The organism is Niveibacterium sp., from assembly GCF_041909475.1.
Classification (GTDB): domain Bacteria; phylum Pseudomonadota; class Gammaproteobacteria; order Burkholderiales; family Rhodocyclaceae; genus Niveibacterium.
The window spans coordinates 1-14,700 of sequence record NZ_JAYRDJ010000049.1 but is presented as its reverse complement, the minus strand read 5'-3'; the positions used below and the strand labels follow the sequence as shown (position 1 = coordinate 14,700).

The following is a 14,700-nucleotide window of genomic DNA, read 5'->3' as shown; positions in this document are numbered from 1 at the left end:
TCATGTGCGCAGCCGCCGATCGCCACCCCAAAACAGACAGAGAGACAAGAACCATGATCGAGTATTTGCTGCCGGGCCGCCGCGGCTACCAGGAAAAGCTGTATCCGAATCCCTTGTTGCTCAAACCGGACGTTGGTCTTAAGACCTTCGCAGAAGTGATCGCGCACTTCACCGCGAGTTCCCTCGCGCAGGACGGGATCGCTATCAAGCCGGACTCGCTGAAGGTCATCCGCGGTGAGGCGGGGTACCGCATACGCTTTGACCCAATGCCCGGCTTCGAGTCACAGGCCGAGCAGTTCAAGGCGATGCATGTTGCGATGCTTGATGAGGCCCACTTTGGCCTCGCGCTGAAGGGGGCGGACGCTTGCAAGCGCACGCCGGCGTGGAACCCGATGGCCGGCTTCCCGGTGAACCGGAGTGACGGCCCATCTGAATGGCTGCCCTGTCTGCCGCTTGGCATGCCGATCGCCAATCAACGTGCGGTGTCCCTGATGCACTACCCGCCGATCGTCGCGTACCGCACTGCGGATTACCTCAACAACATGACGCTGCGACGCTGGGCGCAGCTGCTCACTTGCGTCGGCATCCAGGAGACAAGCTTGTATCACTCGATCCTGGATGTGAACCCGATCGCCGCGCCCGGGTCGGGGGAGAGCGAATACCCCAACGACTACTTTCCGATCAACCTGACTTCGCAGTTTTTTGACGACGAGAAGCGCGGGCTGACTTACGTGCGCTCGATGCTGGAGTTGATGCTCAACCCGCCGGCGAACGCGTCCAACCCGTTCAGCCTGCCGCTGCTGGTGTGCGGTTCGCCGCTCTACGATCCGCAGGCGCCGGGCTGGTTCCGCACCCGTTACAAGGCGCTGCTGCCGAAAGACAAGAACGGCTCGCCGACGGTTGAAGTGCTGCAGGTGGGACTGCTGCGACTCAACCCGGACAGCCCCAAGCAGACGCCGTACATGATCGCGAACCACATGATCGCGGCGGGTGTGACCGGCCAATGCACCAACGACCCGTCGAAGATCCCCAACATCCAGAAGTACGAGGCGCAGGATCTGGTCGCCGCAACCTGGCTCAGCCTCTACGCCGACGCCGTTGCGCAAGGCAAAACTTTCGATCCTCAAGCGGCCAAAGAAACCGCCTGCATGCGCTGGTTCGGCGCCCCCAACGGCGACGGCGCCCCCAATCCCCCCGACGCGAACGATCGCCTGACGATCTGCGCGCTCGCACAGATGGACCTGTGCTTCGACCCCGTCAATATCTCGCCGATGTATTCCTTTGAAGAGGCGAAACAGCGCTGTCAGCAAAAGGGTGGCAGCAACTACTCACCGTGTTTTGGTTGCGCGTCGGTGCCCGCAGGCGCTTGATTCCGCGGCGCCGCCGCGGCCGCATCACTTGGTCAGCAGCTTCTCGACGCCCTGCCACTCCGGTGCCGGGGCCTCCTGAAGGTAGCGTTCGCAGCGTGCGATGAAGATCGGCGGGACGGCATCGTTCGGATCGTGCGCGGCAATCGTCTGGAAGGCGCCGAGTGCTGCGTCGAATTGGCGAGCGTAGTAGAGCGACGTCGCGCTTTGCAGCATGTCGCGGCTGGCGAGCAGGGCGTCGCGCCGGGCGGCGGCTTCGGCGTCGATGACCTGGTAAAGCGCCACGGGCAGGCTCTTGCCCTTAACGGCAACGCGGTCGACCAGGCGGGTCTCGATTGATTCGGGCTGAGCGAGGCTCAGGTAGGTCTGTTCACCGATGAGCAGGTTCGCGCGATAGACCTTGGTGAGCTGCTCGATACGTGACGCGAGGTTGACGGTGTCGCCGATCACCGAACACTGGATGCGATCGTGCCCGCCGACCGTGCCCAGCACCACCGGTCCGCTATTGATGCCGACACCCATCTGCAGTGTCGGTTGGTCGGCTGCAATCGAGCGTTCGTTGAAGGCCTCCAACGCGCGCCACATCTCGATGCCGGCTCGAACGGCGGCATCGGGCGTGGTGTCGAACAATGCCTTGATTTCGTCACCGGCGAACGAGTCGATGAAGCCGCCCGAGTGGGTGATGGGCAACTCCATGCTGACGAAGAAGCGGTTGAGCAGCGCGATCACGGTGCGCGGGTCGAGCCGCTCGGCAAGCGGCGTGAAGCCGCGCAGGTCGGCGAACATCACGCTCATGTTCTTCGCGACATGCTCTCCAAGGTCAACCTGCGCGATATCGCGTCGGTTCAGGCTTTCGAGGAACTGACTGGGAACAAAGCGGCGCTGGGCTTCGACGAGCTGCAGCTGAGACGCGTAGAGCCGCGCGTTTTCCATCGAGATCGAGGCCTGCGCGGCGAGCAGTTTCAGGATCTCGATGCGGTCTTCGGTGAACACCCCGGCTGCGAGCCGGTTTTCCATGTAGATCACGCCCTCGAACTTGCCCTGGCGCAGTAGCGGCACACAGAGCACCGAGCGCGGCTTGTGTGCGAGCAGGTAAGGGTCGCGCGCGAAGTGTCCCGGTGCGCTCGCGTCAGCAAGCACCACCGGCTGCTGAGTGTGCATCACCTGATAGACGATCGACATCGGCAGCGGCAGGGCGGCGTCCGCGGCGTTGATCGGCTGCGCGGCTTGTACTTCGCCATTGCCCGCTTCGCATGCGCCTTCCATGACCAGTTGGCCGTCGTGTCGCACGACAAAGCAGCCGCGTTGGCCGCCCGCGTTCTCAAGCATGATGCGCATCGTGGTGCTCAACAGGCGTTCGAGCACGATCTCGCCCGAGATGGCCTGTGAGGCTTTCATGACCGATGCGATGTCGAGCGCACCCGTCTCCGGTGATTCCTCGCTGCTGTCGGCGGGTGGGGTGCCAGTGTCGGGTTGTGGCGCTGGTGCGGATTGCCAACCGCGCAACTGTGGGAACTCGCTTTCCAGATGCGCTGCCTTGCGGTGCGCGCCCCATCGCTCGTAGAGGTGGCGTGCGGCGCTCAGGTAGCCCTCGGCGGCCTTGCGACGATTCGTTGCGAGCAGATGCCGCGCGGCGCGTTCGTTGGCCATCGCCTCGTCGCGACGGAAGCCGCTTGCGTGGGCAGCGTCTGCTGCCTGTTCGTAGCGTTTGAGCGCCAGTTCGTTGTGGCCGTCGAGCCGCGCCAATTCCGCTTCCATCAAGCGCTGCAGGTGCAGGAAGTTGTCCGGGCAATGCGCGGCCCAGCGGCGCATGCGGCGCAGATCTGCGTTCAGGCGCTTGCGCGTTTCGGCTTGTTCGGCCTCATCCATCTGCGGGAAGAGGCTGCTGAGCGTGATGAAGGCGGCGATCTGGAAGCGCACCAACTGGGGCAGCGACATTGCCGAGGCCATCAGCTTGTCCTGCGCGCGCACATGCTTGAGCGCTTCGGCGTATTCGCCGTAGAGGCTGCAGATCTCCGCCTTGTAGATGTGGTAGTTCGCCACGCCGGTCATGAAGCGCCGTTGCAGCATGCCCTGCAGGCAGCGCTGTTCATCGAAGCCGGGGTCGTTCATTGAGCACAGCGCTTCGGTGCGGCCGAGGAAGTTGCGCTGCATCTGCAGGAACAGCGTGCCGGAATCGAGCGAATCGTGATACGCGCAGTCGCGCACGATGGTGAGGAAATCGGCGTGCTCCTGCTCGGCGGTTTCCAGATCCAGTTTCGGATCCCAGATGATGCAGTCCTGCGCGCTGTAGGCGAGATAGAGCAGGTCGCCGGATTGATAGCCCGATTCGATGCCACGCCGGAACCAGGACGTCATGCTGGACCAGTGCTGGCTCCAGTGGTGCACGAACATCGTGTAGACATACAGCACGCGCGATTTAAGCGTGATGTCGTCGAAGCGGTCGTTCATCGCTACCGCAAGCTGGCCGTAGGCGTAGCCGGTCGCGGGGTCGTCGAGCACGCCACACAGCAACATGCCGTAGGCGGCGTAGGTGAATGCCGCCTCCGGGCTGTTGCCGCTTTGCAGCGAGATGTTCACCGACTTCAGCACCAGGAAGGGGAACAGGTTCCCGCTGCCGGAGAGGAAGGCGGCGGGGAAAATTTCCATCAGCAAGCGGATCGCGACCTTCTTTGCCGGGTCGGTCAGCGGTGGGGCGTCGATCAGCGATGCGATCGGTCGCCCGCCCAGGTTGCGCTTGACCGCCGCTTTTTCACGCTGGATGGCGGCCCGATCCGGGTTGTCCGTGATGCGCATGCCGAGGAGCGAGAGCCCCATGATGGCGGCGCGGATCGACTCGGTCATCTTCCCTGTGGTTGCATATTGCCGCGTGCGCATCGAGAGGATGTCCGCTTTCTCAAGCGCAGTGCGGGCACGCGCGAGCAGCTGTTCGATGCCGGCTTCGGCCTCGTCGTAGCGCGCGGTGAGGTAGGCACATTGCTGCAACTCGGTCGCAAGCGCCTTCGCCAGTTCGTATTCGCTGTCCCACGCGTCCTGCGGCAGCAGCGATTGGCCGATGCGCAGATATTCGAGCGCCGACTCGTAGGCTGACGATCGTTGCGCCTTGATGCCTGCCGCCAGGTTCAGGCGCGCCAGCGTGAGGCGTTCGGCGGGATCGTCGATCAGTCGGCGACCTTCGTTGAGGTGGTCCGCGATGTCGATCAGGCGAGCCTCGCGCTCGTCGGCATCGGCGTGCTGCAGGATCAGCCTGCCGACCGAGAGGTGCACGGCCTGCTTCTGGTCTTCGTCGATCAGTGCGTAGGCGGCCTGTTGCACGCGGTCGTGCTGGAAGCGGTAGACCGGGTTCAGCGCTGCGGCATCGTCAGCGGGGATTTCGCCCGCGCCAGCGGCGCCGAAGAGCCTGTAGTCATCCTGCAACGGGATCACCATGTGGCGCTTGAGTGCGGGCATCAATGCCGCACTGGTCGCATCCATCGAACGCTGGTGGATCACCGCAAGGGTGCGCAGGTCAAAGCGGCTGCCGATGCAGGCGGCGAGCTGCAGCACGCGCTGGGTATCGGGTGCCAGCTTGCGCAGGTTGGCAACCACGAGGTCGACCACGTTCCCGCTGAGCCCGCTCTGCTGCACGGCGGCCATGTCCCAGCGCCAGCGACCAATCTCCGGCGCGAAGCGGATCGCGCGAGATTGCTCCAGCGTCCGCAGCATCTCGGTAAGGAAGAACGGGTTGCCTTGTGCCTTGTCGTGTAGCAACGCGGCGAGCGGGGCGCTGTCGGCCGGCGCACAACCCAGCGTGTCGGCCACGAGCTGCTCCACCGATGCTTGCTCCAGGGGGCGCAGCGGCAATTCGTGGATCGTGCGGGATTCTTCGACCTCGTTGAGCGCAAGCCGCAGCGGGTGACCCACGTCGACTTCATTGCTACGGTAGGCGCCAATGAACAGCAATCGGGTCAGCTCGCGCGCGCTTGCGAGCCACCGGATCAGGTTCAACGACGATGCGTCGCTGAACTGCAGGTCGTCGAGGAAGATCACGAGCGGCTGCTCGGCCGTGATCGCACGGATAAAGTTGAGCAGTGCGATCTGGAAACGGTTTTGCGCCTCGGTGGGCGGTAGCTCCGGCACGGCGGGTTGCGGGCCGATGATGCGTTCGAGTTCCGGCATCAGGTCGGTCAGTAGCCGCGCGTTTGGCGCCACCGCGGCGAGAATCCGCTCGCGCAGCGCTGCGGTGCGCGCTTCCGGCTCCGCCAGCAACTGCGGCACCAGACTGCGCAGCGCCAGCCCGACGGCCGAGTAAGGGGTGCTGCGATGGAACTGGTCGAACTTGCCCTGGATCAGATAGCCGTTGCGCCGCACGAGCGGCTTGGCGATCTCATTGACCAGCGCCGATTTGCCGATGCCCGAGTAACCGGACACCATGCAGAACTCGGTGGCGCCGGTCGCCACATGCTCAAACAGGGCGAGCAGCGTTGCGAGTTCCGGTTCGCGGCCGTAGAGCTTCTGCGGAATCTGGAACTTGCGTGAGACGTCGCGTTCGCCCAAGGCGAAGCTGGGCACCGAACCGGTCTGCGACAAGGCGCGCTGGCAGCGTTGCAGGTCGGCGATCAATCCGTAGCTGCTCTGGTAGCGATCCTCCGCATTCTTTGCGAGCAGCTTCAGTACGATTGCCGACACCGCGTCCGGAATGCCACGCCGCACATCGCTCGGCGAGCGGGGCGCCGCGCTGATGTGGGCATGTACCCATTCGAGCGTTGACGATGCCTGAAAGGGCAGCGTACCAGTCAGCAGTTCGTAGAGCGTGACACCCAGCGAATAGAAGTCCGAGCGGTAGTCCAGATCGCGGTTCATGCGCCCGGTCTGCTCGGGCGATATGTACGGCAGCACGCCTTCGATACGCCGGGAATGCGCATAGTTGGGCCGCTCGCGCGAGAGCTCGGACCAGATGCCGAAGTCGATCAGCCGGATTGCGCCCGCGTCGTTCAGCAGAATGCTGTGGGGCTGGATGTTCTTGTGGACGACATCGAATTCGTGCACATGGCCAATCGTCTCTGCCACGCGGATCGCGACGTCGAAGAACAGATCCAGTGGCACGTCGGCGCCGCGCTGCGAGGCGATCCGATGGGCGAGCGGGTGGCCGAAACGCTCGAATACGACCGCCAGGTTCCCGTTTCCGTGCGGCTCCAGACCATGTACGCGGATGACGCCTTCAACCGGCTGCAAGCGCAGCGTAACCTGGAACTCGCGCAGCAACTCGGCAACGCTTTGCTTGCCGGGATACTCGGCTGAAAGCGTCTTGATGATCAGGGGTGCATTGTCTTCGAGGCGTATTGCCTCGAAGACCGAACGCACACGGGACTGATGCAGTGCCGCGCCGATCTGGTAGCCGGAGAGCTCGGGCGCGGGCATGCAGGGGTGCGCGATGAGTTGCGAGCCTTAGCCCGCAAAGACCTGCGCAATACGCGCGCCGTAGGCTTCCGCTGCGATGTCGCGCAGCGGTTCGCCGTGCCCGCACAGGGCGTGCTTGAAGCTGAGTTCGCGCAGGCGAGAGAAATCATCCACCTTCGGTTCGCTGACCTGCATCCACACCGGGCCAAAGTTCGCACGTTGGAAGAAGCCCATGCCGGCCATCATGTTGCGCGAGTCGTTCGAGAAGAAGTTGTCGGGCTGTACCCAGTTCTGCAGTGCGTCGCAGGCCACCAGGATGCCGCCAGCGCGGTCGACGTGCAGGATGGCTTCCGGCAATTTGGTGGTCTTGAATTCGAACACGCTGCAGCCCTTGAACGGCACTTTACCGCCGGCTACCAGGTCGGCATCGGCGACCAAGCCGCCTTCGTGCTGCATGCCGGGCAGGGCCCAGAAACGCGCACCGTAGCGTGCCTTGTAGAAGGCGTCGTCGCGGCCATGCAGCGAACCGATCTTGACGAGGTTCGCGACCTGACCGAGCGCTTCGAGCTGTGCCAGGCCGGCGTCGTCGAGCCGCACCGAGTTGATCAGCGTGAGTTCGTCGCCATCGCGCACCACCGTCATGTTGCGGCTGAAGTGCCAGTGGGCGTTCATCAGCTCGGTCTTCATCGTGCCGGTGACGAAGAACACGTCGGGGAACACCTCTTCCAGCGGGCCGTGCGGCAGGGGTGGTGCGTATTGATCCATGGCAAAAAACCTCACGATTGTCAGGGGCTACAGGGTACTTCGTGGCAGTAACTGCCGCAATCGCAAAAGACGCCGGAACCGCGCGCTCGCGCGCCGAAGCATCAGTCGTATCGGTAGCGACCGACGTATCGGTACTCGTCGCTGTAGGCGTGCAGGTATTCGTCGAGGTAGAGGCGCTGAGCCGGCGTCAGCCGGTTGTAGCGGATGTCGTCCAGCGTCTCGCTGCCATCGGAGTGATCGAGGCGCTTGAGGTGGAACAGCGTCATGTCGCGTCCGCCGAAGAAGCCCTTCAGGAAGTCGTGCTGCCAGCGTGCGTCGGCCATATCGAACACAGAGCCGGCAAGGGCCGTGTAAAGCGGCTGCAGCGCCAGGCTTGCGGCATCGAATACCGGGTAGTCGCCAGCAGGCGGCGTGAAGGGCTGCACCGGCTTCTTCACATGAATTGGCGTTTCGCGCAGCGCCTCAATGTAGGCCGGGTCGAGGCCGGACGCCTCGGCGCCCTTGAGCAGGATGTTCAGGTAGCGCCGTGTCGGCCGGCATTGTTCGTCGATGAACGAAGGAATGCCGACGTAGGCGGTGGCCGCCTGCAGGCCCTGTTCGGTCTCCACCTGCACTGTGATGCGGTCGTAGCCGTGGCCGTAAGCTTCGGCGGCATCGAGCAGGGCGAGGTGATGTGGCTCGCAAAGGTGCAGCACACCCCAGACATGGTCGCTGGCGGCGGTGCTCGGCTCGATATTGCCGACGCCGCCTTCATGGCGGAAGAAGTGGTGCACGTTGAAGCGCAGGCGCCAACCGCGCAGCACCGCGCGCATGGATTGCTGGGGTTCCACGCCCTTGGCGCGCAACGAGCGCAGATCCATGTTCGAGCCGTAGCCGAAATACCAGAACACCCCTGAATCCTCCCCGAGCCAGACATTGTTCGTTTGAGGTTAGCACGCAGGGTTTCCGCTTCGCGTCGGCGGCCTTCGCTCGCGCTGCAGTGATCGGTGCCTGCGTGCTGGGTGCTCAGCTTCATCGCCGAGCGTCCAGGTAATTTTCACGCCAGGGATGTGGCGCAAAAACGGCTCGATTTCACACGCGCCTGCTAAGCTGAAACGGATCGCGCCGCGAGTGCGCGACACCATAACAACACGGCTGTGCAGCGCGCGCGGCCCCCTGCGGAGAACAACGATGACCACGCACAGCCCTGCCGTGCCTGTTTCGCACGACTATCTGATCAGCCGTTCCGATGCCGACGACGCCTATGCGATGTGGCGCATCAGTCTGGATGGCGCCGATCTGCTGCAGCGCATGCCGCTGAAACCCGGCGCCAAGTTCGATCACAGCCACCAGATCCTGTCGATCGGGCGCTACCTGCTCGAATGGGGGCCGGTGGCGCTGGAGGCCTATCAGGCAAGCTTCCCGTACCGGCTGTTCGAGTTCGACCCCGCCAGCGACGATCCGCTCGCCGGCGCGCCGGTGCAGAAGGGCTTGTGGCCGAAGCCCAAGTTCTGGTGGTCGCGGCCGGACTTCGGCAACCCCAACGGTGCCGCGAAGAGTTTCGACTCCGGCAAGAACCTGATGCTGGTGCCGATGGGCGGCTTCGTCCTCAACCTGATTCCGCAAGCGGGGCGTGGCACTTTCCAGTTGTGGAATTTCGACCCTAACCCGCTCGCGCCCTGCCAGACCGATCCGCTGCCGGTGCCTTACTCACCGCAGGGCGCCTTCGACTCGATCGAGGCGGGCCATGAGCTGATCCCGTTCGGCAACTATGTGCTCGATCGCGTACCTGGGACCGGCGACTACTGGGTCTGGAGTTTCGATCCGGGCAACGAATTCCCGCTCGCGCGGCCGAGCATCCAGCATGGCTGCTGGGAAGACATCGACGCGGGCCACCAGTTGGTTGCGATCGGCGAGCACGTTCTGGACTGGGTGCCCGCCGATCGCAGCTACCGCCTGTGGCGCTTCGACCCGCGCGCGGCCAATCCGCTCACCGGGCCGGTGCGCAGTGGCGTGCTGCCTGCGGACTTCGATGCGCATACGACGCTCACTGCGATCCAGTCTCTGCGCCCGGTCTGCGAGCAGCGCAAGGCGGTGCCGGGCACGGTCGACTTCATGCGCGACAAGATCAAGCACGTCGTCTACCTGATGCTCGAGAACCGCTCCTTCGACCACGTCTGCGGTTGGCTGTACGAGAAGGGCGAGGCGGGTATCCACTTCGTCGGCAACGACGCGCCCTTCGACGGCGCGAGCACGGAGATGTTCAACATCGGCACCGACGACAAGGGCGCCGAGCGCAAGGTCTATCTGAGCCAGTACAAGGACGGCAAGCTGAGCGACGACTGGTCGCTCGACTTCCTCACCGTGGACCCGTACCACGACCATTCCGACGTGATGCGCCAGTACTTCTACAAGAACCCGCACGGCTACGCCGAGCGCGCGAAGCCGGACATGGGCGGCTTCGTGTGGAACAACGCATCCGATTCGGTGATGCTGACCTACAGTCCCACACAGTTGCCGGTGCTCAACGGCCTTGCCAAGCACTACGCGGTGTCCGACGCCTGGTTCAGTTCGATGCCGGGCGCGACCGATTCGAACCGCGCGTTTGCGTTCTCGGGCTCCGCGCTCGGCCAACTCAACAACTTCCAGAACGGCACCCAGTATGTCGACTGGCCCGATACCTGGCATCGCCAGTCGGTCTGGAAGGTGCTGTGGACCAACGGCTACACCGACTGGAAGATCTATAACTCGATCGAGTGGATGGGCTTCGTCCACACCTACCACCTGTACCTGCAGGGGCAGATTCCCTCGGTGGACGCGAATCCCTCTGCGCACATCGCGAGCATCGAACAGTTCAAGGCCGACGCGCGCGCCGGCACGCTGCCCGCATTCAGTTTCCTGGAGCCGGTCTGGGTCGGCTCGGCGGGCACCACGTCCTACCACCCGGGGCCGGACGTCATTCCTGGCGAGCAGGCGCTCAACGAACTGTTCAACGCGATGAAGGCGGGGCCGGCGTGGAACGAGACGCTGTTCGTCATCACCTTTGATGAGCACGGCGGCATCTACGACCATGCGGCGCCGCCGTACGCCGAGAACCCTTGGCCGAACGACGTCGTGGATGGTTACCGCTTCGACATGATGGGCGTGCGGGTGCCGACCATCCTGGTGTCGCCGTGGATCAAGGAGAAGACGGTCTTCCGCTCATCGACGCCGGTGCACTACGACTCGACCTCGATTCTCGCCACGCTGCTGCACTGGTACGGCGTTCCGAAATCCGCCTGGGCACTGGGCGACCGCACCGACCGTGCACCGACCTTCGAGGCCGTGTTCCAGCGCACAACGCCCCGCACCGACGCGCCGGAGCTGACGCCGCCGTACGACAGTGATTTCCCGCGTGAAGGCACGCCGAATCTGGATCTCGCGCTCAACGATCTGCACCGCTTGATGACGCCGCGTATCGTGTGGGCGATCGCGCGCGGCAAGCTCAGCGCGGCAGAAGCAACCAAGGTGTCGGACGACATACTCGCCCGCGCCACCAACCTCGCGACCCTGCATGCGCTGATCGACGAGTTCGCGAAGCGGATGGGCTGAGCGCGGCGCCTCAGGGGCCGCTCAGGGTACGGGAACCCGCTGGGGCTGGTTGAGTTCGGTCAGCCAGTCCTGCGGGTTCGGGCTTTGTGCGGGTCAGTGAGGTCGCGCACACGCGCGCCGTCGGTGCGATGCCTTGGGCACACGGCGCCGCATGGACCTCACGAATGCCGGGTTCAACTGCGGCGCCGGTTTCCGGTTTGCATGGTCAGCGAAGGGCCTTTCGCACGACCAGTTTGAGCGCGGACCACACTTCCGACACCGCGCAGACCTTGATATCCACATAGCCGCGCGGCAACGCGAGTTCGCGGATCGTGTCCTCGGTGATGTCGGTCGCCACCTTGGCGGCCTTCTTCGGCCACGACACCCACACCGCCGCGTCGTCGCGCATCGCGGCGCGCAGTGCGGCGAGTTGTCGATCCAGCGCCACGCGTTCGGTCGCGAATACATGTGCGATGTCCACCTGCGGCCCGGCGGCACTTTCGAATACCACCTCGGCAGGCAGCGGGTCGAGCAGGGCGACGAAGCCCTCAGGTGCGCCGACGAGATAGATCCGGCTCGATGCCTTGATGCCGAGCTTCTTCGCCAGCGGCGTGCCCGAATAACCGGCGCTTGTTGGCATTTCGAACCCTCCGCTCGCGGTGTGCGCTCAGGCGCTGTCAGGCTGCGTTGTCCAACTGAGTATGGCCAAGCCGGGCGTGTGCCGCCAGCCCGAAATGCCGGTGCTCTGGCCCGTCAGTGCGAGCCTTGCATCAACTGCCGCCCCAGCCCGCTCCGCCGCAGCGTGGGTTGCGCGCAAGCCGCGATGAAAATCTCACCGTTGCCGGAAATCTCGACCGCGGACGCGGCTCGCGTCACCGCGGTGTAGGCCAGCTCGCGCGTCATCACTGCTGCGGCGCTGGCCGGCAGCAGCAGATGCACGCGCTCGAACTCGGAGCCCTGCGATTTGTGCACCGTCATCGCGAAGGCGTCGGTATGTTCGGGCAGGCGGCTGGGCGTCAGCCGACGCCAGGTGCCATCGCTATCGGGGAAGGCGACGGCCAACTCGCCGTCCGGCCCCGGCACACAGAGGCCGATGTCGCCGTTGAACACCCGCAGCGCATAGTCGTTGCGCAGGATCATCACCGCACGGCCTCGGTACCACGGGTTGCTGCTGGCCGGCGTGGTCAGCCGGCGCACGCGTTGTGCAACGAATTCGTTGATCGCCATCACGCCGCGCGGCCCCGCCTGCACCGCGCACAGCACGCGGAAGCGATCGAGCGCGCGCATCAACACGGCCGGGTCATGACCAGACGCCTCGTCAAGCAGCGCCTCGAAGTAGGGCGCATAGCCCGCAAGCACGGCCGCCAGGCTCGCCGCGCTGGGCGCGTCGCCTGCGTCATCGATCCAGCGTACCGACTCGTCGGTGCCTGCCTGCATCCAGGCCAGAGCCTCCACACCGCGGCCGGCGTTGATGTCTGATGCGAGCCGGCCAATGCCGGAGTCTGCGAGGAAGCGGCGGCTTTCGGTCAGCCACACCACCGAGTCCGGCAGCGGTGCAACGCCGCTGGCGATGTCGCGAAGGGCGTCGGGCTCACCTCCGACAAGGGTCGCGAGTTCGGCCGCGCGCCGATCGCTGAAGCGCTGCCCGGCAGAGAGCTCGGCAAACACGGCGCCGGCCTCCACCGCCGCAAGCTGATCCTTGTCGCCGAGCAGAATCAGCCGTGCGCCGGTGGGCATCGCTTCGACCAGCCGCGTCGCCAGCGCCAGATCCAGCATCGAGGCTTCGTCCACCACCAAGGCATCGATCGGCAGCGGGTTATCGCGATGGTGGCGGAAGCGCCCGGCCTCGCTGGTGACACCGAGCAGGCGGTGGATCGTCCACGCCTCGGTCGGCAAGCGTTCACGGATCGCCGCGGGCAGATCCGCGGTGCGGCGACGCAGGGTGTCCATCATCCGCGCGGCTGCCTTGCCGGTGGGCGCTGCGAGCGCGACCCGTGTGTCCGGTTGTAGCGTCAGCAGGGCCGCGAGCAGGCCGACCACGGTGTGCGTCTTCCCGGTGCCCGGCCCGCCGGAAATCACCGTCAGCCCGCCTTGCAGCGCAAGTGCCGCGGCCAGCTTCTGCCGGTCCGGTCCGCTGCGTTGTGCGTCGGCCGGGAAGAGCTGGTCGATCTGGGCGCGCAGGCGCGCGATATCGGCATCGGCCAGCGCAAACGGCTGCGCCAGTGCATGCAAGGCGCTCGCGAGGCGGCGCTCGTAGTCGTGGTAACGCCACAGGTACAGGCGGCCGCTGCCATCGGCGAACAGGGGCGCTGGCTCGGCGGAGGCGTCGTCCGCCACCACGCCGGTTGCCAGCAGCGCGGCGTGCAGCTCATCCGGTGGCATCGCCTGCCACGGCGGCAGCAGCCCATCCACATGGGCGCAGACATGACCGTCGGCGGTGGCCGCCGACACCAGCCGCGCGGCGGCTTCGGCGAGGGCGACGGCGGGCTCGCTGGCGCCGGCGCGCTGCGCCCAGCGGGTGATGTGGTGGGCAAAGCCGTCGGGGAGGGCGGCGTCGGGCGTCATTTCTGTTCCGTCCGCGCTGGAATCAGCACCTGATCTGCGAAAAGGCGGGTCTCAGCGGTGGAGTCCCCCGGCTGGATTGGACAAACCTTGGCCACCAGCCAGGGTGGCGTACTGCTGTGCGCTTCGAATCCGCCGGTCACGGCGTAGACCGTGCGTTCGGCCAGCAACTCGTTGGTCTGGGTGTCGATCACTTTGAGGGTGCTGCTCGCGACACCTAGCGCCCGTTCTTCGGGGATCACGTGGTCTTCGTAGGTCACGGCATAGCGCGGCGCGGGGTCCGGCGCCGGAACTCGATCAAGAAATACATCCCACCATTCAGTCTTGGCTTTGAGATCGCGCTCTCGCCGAACTGTGTAGCGGTAACGCGTCCCATCCTTCTCGTCTATCACGTCGACGTAGCGGTAGCCAGGCTCATGGGAGGGCGTCGAATTGATGTACCCGCGGCCGCCGCTACTGTGTTCGTACCCAAGGAAGGATTCGATGTATCCGTCTGCTTGCCGCTCTCGTGCAAACGCCGCGCCGGCGAAGTTCCGGTCATACCACTCCGGGTCCGATGCCTTGTGCCGCACCTTAAGCAGCAAGATCCCCTCTACACCTTCAACCTTGCGGTAGATCTTTTCACCGGCCACGGTCTTGCATTTGTTTTCCCAGTACGCCATGGCGGCCTTGCCTTGCTCGATGGCGGTTTGTTCTGCAGCCACCTTGGCCGAGTCGCGGCACGCGGGTAGTGCGAGCAGGGCCAAGAGCAGCGCGGCGCTCATGGTCTGGGCGGTCGGGTGCGTCATTGATCAAGCCTCCTTGGATGAATACTTGGCTTGGCCTGCGCGTGGCGAGCCCCAAAGCTAGGTTCGACGATTGAGGGTTGCGGCTCGCGATTGGTGCCATCGCCGGTCAACTGCGCGTTGGCCGGGGTCCCGCCCCCGGCGGGCGTGTTACTTCTTTTGCTTCGCCAAAAGAAGTAACCAAGAAAAGGCGACCCGGCGTTCGCGGTCAGGCGCACGCGCCTGACTTCCCTCGCGTGCTCGCGAAGTCGGGCGGCTGCGGAACTCGGCCCTGCGGGCCTCAGACAGTCCTC

At 64.9% G+C, this 14,700-nt stretch carries 8 protein-coding genes; 2 read left to right on the top strand and 6 right to left on the bottom strand.

Annotated elements, in window-relative coordinates:
- The first annotated feature begins 53 nt into the window (after window positions 1-53).
- Window positions 54-1,370, top strand: a complete 1,317-nt coding sequence (locus tag ACE3P0_RS20125; protein ID WP_374404584.1) for a hypothetical protein — start codon at window positions 54-56, stop codon at window positions 1,368-1,370.
- Window positions 1,371-1,394: 24 nt separating this feature from the next.
- Here ACE3P0_RS20125 and ACE3P0_RS20120 read toward each other — a convergent pair whose 3' ends face one another.
- From ACE3P0_RS20120 to ACE3P0_RS20110, 3 genes are all read right to left on the bottom strand, one after another.
- Window positions 1,395-6,767 carry an AAA family ATPase gene (locus ACE3P0_RS20120; protein ID WP_374404583.1) on the bottom strand — a complete coding sequence of 1,791 codons (5,373 nt, stop codon included), beginning with the start codon at window positions 6,765-6,767 and terminating at the stop codon, window positions 1,395-1,397.
- A gap of 27 nt (window positions 6,768-6,794) precedes the next feature.
- Window positions 6,795-7,511 carry a hypothetical protein gene (locus tag ACE3P0_RS20115; protein WP_374404582.1) on the bottom strand — a complete coding sequence of 239 codons (717 nt, stop codon included), beginning with the start codon at window positions 7,509-7,511 and terminating at the stop codon, window positions 6,795-6,797.
- Window positions 7,512-7,612: 101 nt separating this feature from the next.
- A complete protein-coding gene (locus ACE3P0_RS20110; protein WP_374404581.1) occupies window positions 7,613-8,401 on the bottom strand; it encodes a gamma-glutamylcyclotransferase family protein in 789 nt (262 codons plus the stop codon).
- A gap of 280 nt (window positions 8,402-8,681) precedes the next feature.
- Here ACE3P0_RS20110 and ACE3P0_RS20105 point away from each other — a divergent pair, with 280 nt between their 5' ends.
- A complete protein-coding gene (locus ACE3P0_RS20105) occupies window positions 8,682-11,081 on the top strand; it encodes an alkaline phosphatase family protein (protein WP_374404580.1) in 2,400 nt (799 codons plus the stop codon).
- A gap of 205 nt (window positions 11,082-11,286) precedes the next feature.
- Here ACE3P0_RS20105 and ACE3P0_RS20100 read toward each other — a convergent pair whose 3' ends face one another.
- From ACE3P0_RS20100 to ACE3P0_RS20090, 3 genes are all read right to left on the bottom strand, one after another.
- Window positions 11,287-11,700 (bottom strand): hypothetical protein, encoded by a 414-nt coding sequence (locus ACE3P0_RS20100; RefSeq protein ID WP_374404578.1) that lies wholly within the window; start codon window positions 11,698-11,700, stop codon window positions 11,287-11,289.
- Window positions 11,701-11,813: 113 nt separating this feature from the next.
- A complete protein-coding gene (recD, locus tag ACE3P0_RS20095) occupies window positions 11,814-13,625 on the bottom strand; it encodes an exodeoxyribonuclease V subunit alpha (protein ID WP_374404576.1) in 1,812 nt (603 codons plus the stop codon).
- Window positions 13,622-14,410 (bottom strand): hypothetical protein, encoded by a 789-nt coding sequence (locus tag ACE3P0_RS20090; protein ID WP_374404575.1) that lies wholly within the window; start codon window positions 14,408-14,410, stop codon window positions 13,622-13,624. Before ACE3P0_RS20090 ends, recD begins: the two co-directional genes overlap by 4 nt.
- Window positions 14,411-14,700 lie beyond the last annotated feature (290 nt).

Excerpts from the sequence above, each read along its gene's own strand:
- recD (WP_374404576.1), bottom strand. The coding sequence starts at position 13,625 with ATGACGCCCGACGCCGCCCTCCCCGACGGCTTTGCCCACCACATCACC.
- ACE3P0_RS20125 (WP_374404584.1), top strand. The coding sequence starts at position 54 with ATGATCGAGTATTTGCTGCCGGGCCGCCGCGGCTACCAGGAAAAGCTG.
- ACE3P0_RS20100 (WP_374404578.1), bottom strand. The coding sequence starts at position 11,700 with ATGCCAACAAGCGCCGGTTATTCGGGCACGCCGCTGGCGAAGAAGCTC.
- ACE3P0_RS20105 (WP_374404580.1), top strand. The coding sequence starts at position 8,682 with ATGACCACGCACAGCCCTGCCGTGCCTGTTTCGCACGACTATCTGATC.
- ACE3P0_RS20115 (WP_374404582.1), bottom strand. The coding sequence starts at position 7,511 with ATGGATCAATACGCACCACCCCTGCCGCACGGCCCGCTGGAAGAGGTG.
- ACE3P0_RS20090 (WP_374404575.1), bottom strand. The coding sequence starts at position 14,410 with ATGACGCACCCGACCGCCCAGACCATGAGCGCCGCGCTGCTCTTGGCC.
- ACE3P0_RS20120 (WP_374404583.1), bottom strand. The coding sequence starts at position 6,767 with ATGCCCGCGCCCGAGCTCTCCGGCTACCAGATCGGCGCGGCACTGCAT.